The organism is Sandarakinorhabdus sp. (assembly GCF_031422795.1).
Taxonomy (GTDB): domain Bacteria; phylum Pseudomonadota; class Alphaproteobacteria; order Sphingomonadales; family Sphingomonadaceae; genus Sandarakinorhabdus.
The window spans coordinates 1-3784 of the sequence record NZ_JANPML010000052.1 but is presented as its reverse complement, the minus strand read 5'-3'; the positions used below and the strand labels follow the sequence as shown (position 1 = coordinate 3784).

Genomic DNA, 3784 nt, shown 5'->3' with positions numbered 1-3784 from the left:
CTGCCGGCCAGCATTGGCGAGCGTGAATGGCTGGCGATCCGGCCCAACCTGACCCGCCTTGATGAAGTCGCTGCCTGGCACGCCATTATCGCTGGCCCAATCAGCGTGGAGGCCGAAGAGCCCGACTATCTGGCTGCGGCCGCCGCCACCCTCGCCGAACTGCCATGGGGGGACGATATCTGGAACCGGCTGATCGAGGCGCTGAAAGCCGCTACCTCCCGCAAGGGCAAGCCACTGTTCCTGCCGTTGCGCCTGGCGCTGACCGGCCAACCGCACGGGCCGGAAATGGCCGCCCTGCTGCCGCTGATCGGCCGCGAGGAAGCGCTGCGGCGACTGGGCGGCTGAGAGCCGGAGCAGGCCAAAGATTTTCCTATCGATTATAACAGTTCATGTTATACTGTAACGGCACTGCAGACACGGCAGAACGCCGGCGCTGTGCATGAAGGGGGCGGCCCCCGTCCCCTCCCTTGGGAGGATTGCACATGGACAGACCCTCGACCCGCGCATCCGGCGTTGTCGCCACCGCCGCCGTGCATGTTGGCATCGCCGCACTTTTGCTTGCCGGATGGCAGGTGGCACAGCCGAAACCGCAGCCGAAACCGATCATCGCCGTTCCGATTCCCGCTCCCGTTGATCGCCCCGAACTGGTCGCACCGCGCACCAGCGATCTCCCGATCAGCGTCGACATCACCCAGCCGGTGTGGGACGAGGCGAGGCCCGATCCGGTGGTGTCACCGCCGGTGGACCGGGCAACCGGCGGCACCGACACCGGCGACACCGGGATCGGCCAGCCGCCGCTGCCACCGCCCGTCGCCATCGGGCCAACGCGGGGTGCCCGGCTGATCGCCGCAACCACGATGCAGCCGCCCTACCCGTCGGCATCGCGGGCGCTGGGGGAAGAAGGCAGCGTGGAACTGATGGTGAGCATCGATGATCGGGGCCAGGTCAGCGGCGTGAACCTGCTGCGCTCGTCGGGCCACGCCCGGCTGGATGCTGCCGCCATCGCCTTTGCCCTGAAGCGCTGGCGCTTCGAGGCCGCGCTGGACAAGGGCAAGCCCGTGGCCGCCAGCCGCCGCTTCACCATCCGCTTCAACCTGTCCGCGGGGTAAGCCCGGATCGGGGGCGGCCATTGACCATGGCCGCCCCTGTGCCAATCTGCAGCCATGAAGCTGCTGTTCCTCCACGGCCCACCAGCCGCCGCGCACATCATCGCCCGGCTGACGGCCCCCTAGTCGAATTGACGCCCCTCTGGCCAAGCGCGCTGCCGCCGCCTATCTTGATCGCCATGGCCTTTCTTGATCCCCCCGATGCCACCCAGCGCCGCACCCGTTACTGGATTGCCGCCGGCTCCGTGCTGGCGACGACGATCCTGATGACGATGTTCCTGATCGAATCGCGCTGGGGCTATTCCAAGAAAGACCCGATCATCATCTATGCGCAAAGCTGGAAGGCCGACCGCAGCCGGGCAGATTCGATTGCCGACGTGAAGGCCACCAAGGCGGCACGCGAAGCGCAATTGGCGCAGGCCCGCGCCGATATTGCCACCCTCACCGGGAAGGCGAAGATCGACGCGCAAAAGCAGTATGATGAGTTCGTGAAAGGCAACGGCTTCAAGCGCACCCTGCCCTATGTGGCCGCTGATCCGGACATCCAGTCGATCGTGCGGGTGCCCGCCGAGCCGGCAATCGAATGATCTCTGGCTCGTGACCGGCGCTGCCGACGATTGGCGCTTCATGGGCGCGGCGCTGGCGCTGGCCAGCCGCGGCATCGGCACAAGCTTTCCCAATCCCGCTGTCGGCTGCGTGATCGTGAACGACGGCCGCGTTGTGGCACGCGGCTGGACCCAGCCCGGCGGCCGCCCCCATGCCGAAGGCGCCGCGCTGGCCGCCGCCGGAGCGGCGGCCGAGGGCGCCACGGCCTATGTAACGCTGGAGCCCTGCGCTCATGTGAGCCCACGCGGGCCGGCCTGTGCCGACAGCCTGATCGCGGCCGGCGTGGCGCGCGTGGTGATCGCCGCGCATGATCCCGATCCGCGCACCAATGGTGACGGTGCCGCCCGGCTGCGCGCCGCCGGCATATCAGTGACGACGGGCGTGCGCGCCGCCGAAGCCGAACAGCAATTGGCCGGCTTCCTCACACGCCTCAAACGGGGCCGCCCGCACATCACGCTGAAACTCGCCGTGTCGCTGGATGGCGCCATCGCCATGGCCGATGGCCGCAGCAAATGGATCACCGGCGACCGTGCCCGCGCCGCCGCCCATCTGGAACGGGCCCGCTGCGACCTGATCGTGGTCGGGCGCGGCACCTGGGATGCAGACGCCCCGACGCTGGATGTGCGCCTGCCCGGCCTGGAAACCCGCAGCCCCCGGATCGGCGTGGTCGGGCGCGGAGACGGCCTGCCGGAACATGTCACCCACTTTCCCGATCTGGCCGCCGTCACCGCTGATCCGGCGCTGTGCGTGCTGGTCGAAGGCGGCATGGGGTTGGGTGCCAGCCTGCTGTCCGCCGATCTGATTGATGCGCTGATCCTGATGCGGGCACCGATCCTGATCGGGGCAGGGCGCACGCTGGCGGACATTGGCCTGGCCGATCTGCCACAGGCACACGGCCGCTGGCGCGCCGAATCGATTGTCACGCTCGGCCCCGACCGCATTGAACGCTTCACGCGGACACGTTAGGGCTGATCCATGTTCACCGGCATCATCACCGACATCGGCACCATTTCCCACGTGGAGGAGCGCGGCGACCTGCGCGTGACGGTGCAGACGACCCACAACAACGGCACCGCCAGCGTGGCTATCGGCGCGTCGGTGGCCAATTCGGGCGTGTGCCTGACCGTGGTCAGCAAGACCGAAAACAGCCTGACCTTCGACGTATCAGCCGAAACCCTGCGCTGCACTGCCAAAGGCATGTGGAGCCAAGGCGCGCGTCTGAACCTTGAACGCGCGCTCAAGGTGGGCGATGAGCTGGGCGGCCATATCGTTACCGGGCATGTCGATGCCGTCGGCCGCATCACCAGCATCGATGCGGAGGGTGATTCAAAGCGCTTCACCTTCCAGATGCCGGCCAGCGTTGCTCCCTATGTGGCGCCCAAGGGCAGCATCTGCCTGAACGGTGCGTCGCTCACGGTCAACGAAGTCAGCGATGATGATCTCGGCCACTGGTTCACCGTCAACATCATCCCGCACACCGCCGATTGGACGACCTTTGGCACGGCAGCGGTGGACGACGAAGTGAACATCGAGATTGACGTGCTGGCGCGTTACCTGTTCCGGATGAATCAGCTCAAGTCTTGACATTACGATGTGACGCGCTCATTTCGGTCTCACATTCAGATGTGAGGCGGTACGATGAGCGAGTCCTTGATTGCCCGGTTGCGCGACCTTGTGGCCAGCGGCGAAGAATCCAAGGCCGGCATGGCCCGCGCCGCCGGCCTGCACGCCAACAGCCTGCGCGCGCTGGACGAAGCCGACTGGAACCCAACCACCGACACGCTGCGCAAGCTGGAAAACTGGCTGACCGACCGCAGCAGCGGCCCGGCGCTTTCGCCCATCGAAGATATCATCAACGAAGCCCGCAACGGCCGCATGTACATCCTGGTCGACGATGAAGACCGCGAGAATGAAGGCGACCTGATCATCCCGGGGCAGATGGCGACGCCGGATGCCGTCAACTTCATGGCCAAATATGGCCGCGGCCTGATCTGCCTTGCCATGGCATCAGAACGCGTGAAGGCGCTGGGCCTGCCGCTGATGGCGCAGCACAATGGCACGCGGCACAGCAC

General features: G+C 66.7%; 5 protein-coding genes and 1 pseudogene. All 6 read left to right on the top strand.

What is annotated here, in order from left to right:
* Positions 1 to 345, top strand: a pseudogene (locus RMO81_RS02055) (glutamate--tRNA ligase); the annotation flags it as partial.
* 137 nt (positions 346 to 482) lie between these two features.
* Positions 483 to 1109, top strand: a complete 627-nt coding sequence (locus tag RMO81_RS02050) for a TonB family protein (RefSeq protein WP_310474061.1) — start codon at positions 483 to 485, stop codon at positions 1107 to 1109.
* Between the two features lie 167 nt (positions 1110 to 1276).
* Positions 1277 to 1693, top strand: a complete 417-nt coding sequence (locus tag RMO81_RS02045) for a hypothetical protein (protein WP_310474060.1) — start codon at positions 1277 to 1279, stop codon at positions 1691 to 1693.
* 40 nt (positions 1694 to 1733) lie between these two features.
* Positions 1734 to 2678: a bifunctional diaminohydroxyphosphoribosylaminopyrimidine deaminase/5-amino-6-(5-phosphoribosylamino)uracil reductase RibD gene (gene ribD, locus RMO81_RS02040; protein WP_310474062.1), complete on the top strand. Its 945-nt coding sequence runs from the start codon at positions 1734 to 1736 to the stop codon at positions 2676 to 2678.
* A gap of 9 nt (positions 2679 to 2687) precedes the next feature.
* Positions 2688 to 3296, top strand: coding sequence for a riboflavin synthase (locus RMO81_RS02035; RefSeq protein WP_310474059.1), 609 nt, complete (start codon positions 2688 to 2690; stop codon positions 3294 to 3296).
* Between the two features lie 54 nt (positions 3297 to 3350).
* The coding region (locus RMO81_RS02030; protein ID WP_310474058.1) for a 3,4-dihydroxy-2-butanone-4-phosphate synthase at positions 3351 to 3784 on the top strand (434 nt) is incomplete at its 3' end.

What these genes read in the sequence shown, in the direction of transcription:
- RMO81_RS02050 (WP_310474061.1), top strand. Translation starts at nt 483, where the DNA reads ATGGACAGACCCTCGACCCGCGCATCCGGCGTTGTCGCCACCGCCGCC.
- ribD (WP_310474062.1), top strand. Translation starts at nt 1,734, where the DNA reads ATGGGCGCGGCGCTGGCGCTGGCCAGCCGCGGCATCGGCACAAGCTTT.
- RMO81_RS02035 (WP_310474059.1), top strand. Translation starts at nt 2,688, where the DNA reads ATGTTCACCGGCATCATCACCGACATCGGCACCATTTCCCACGTGGAG.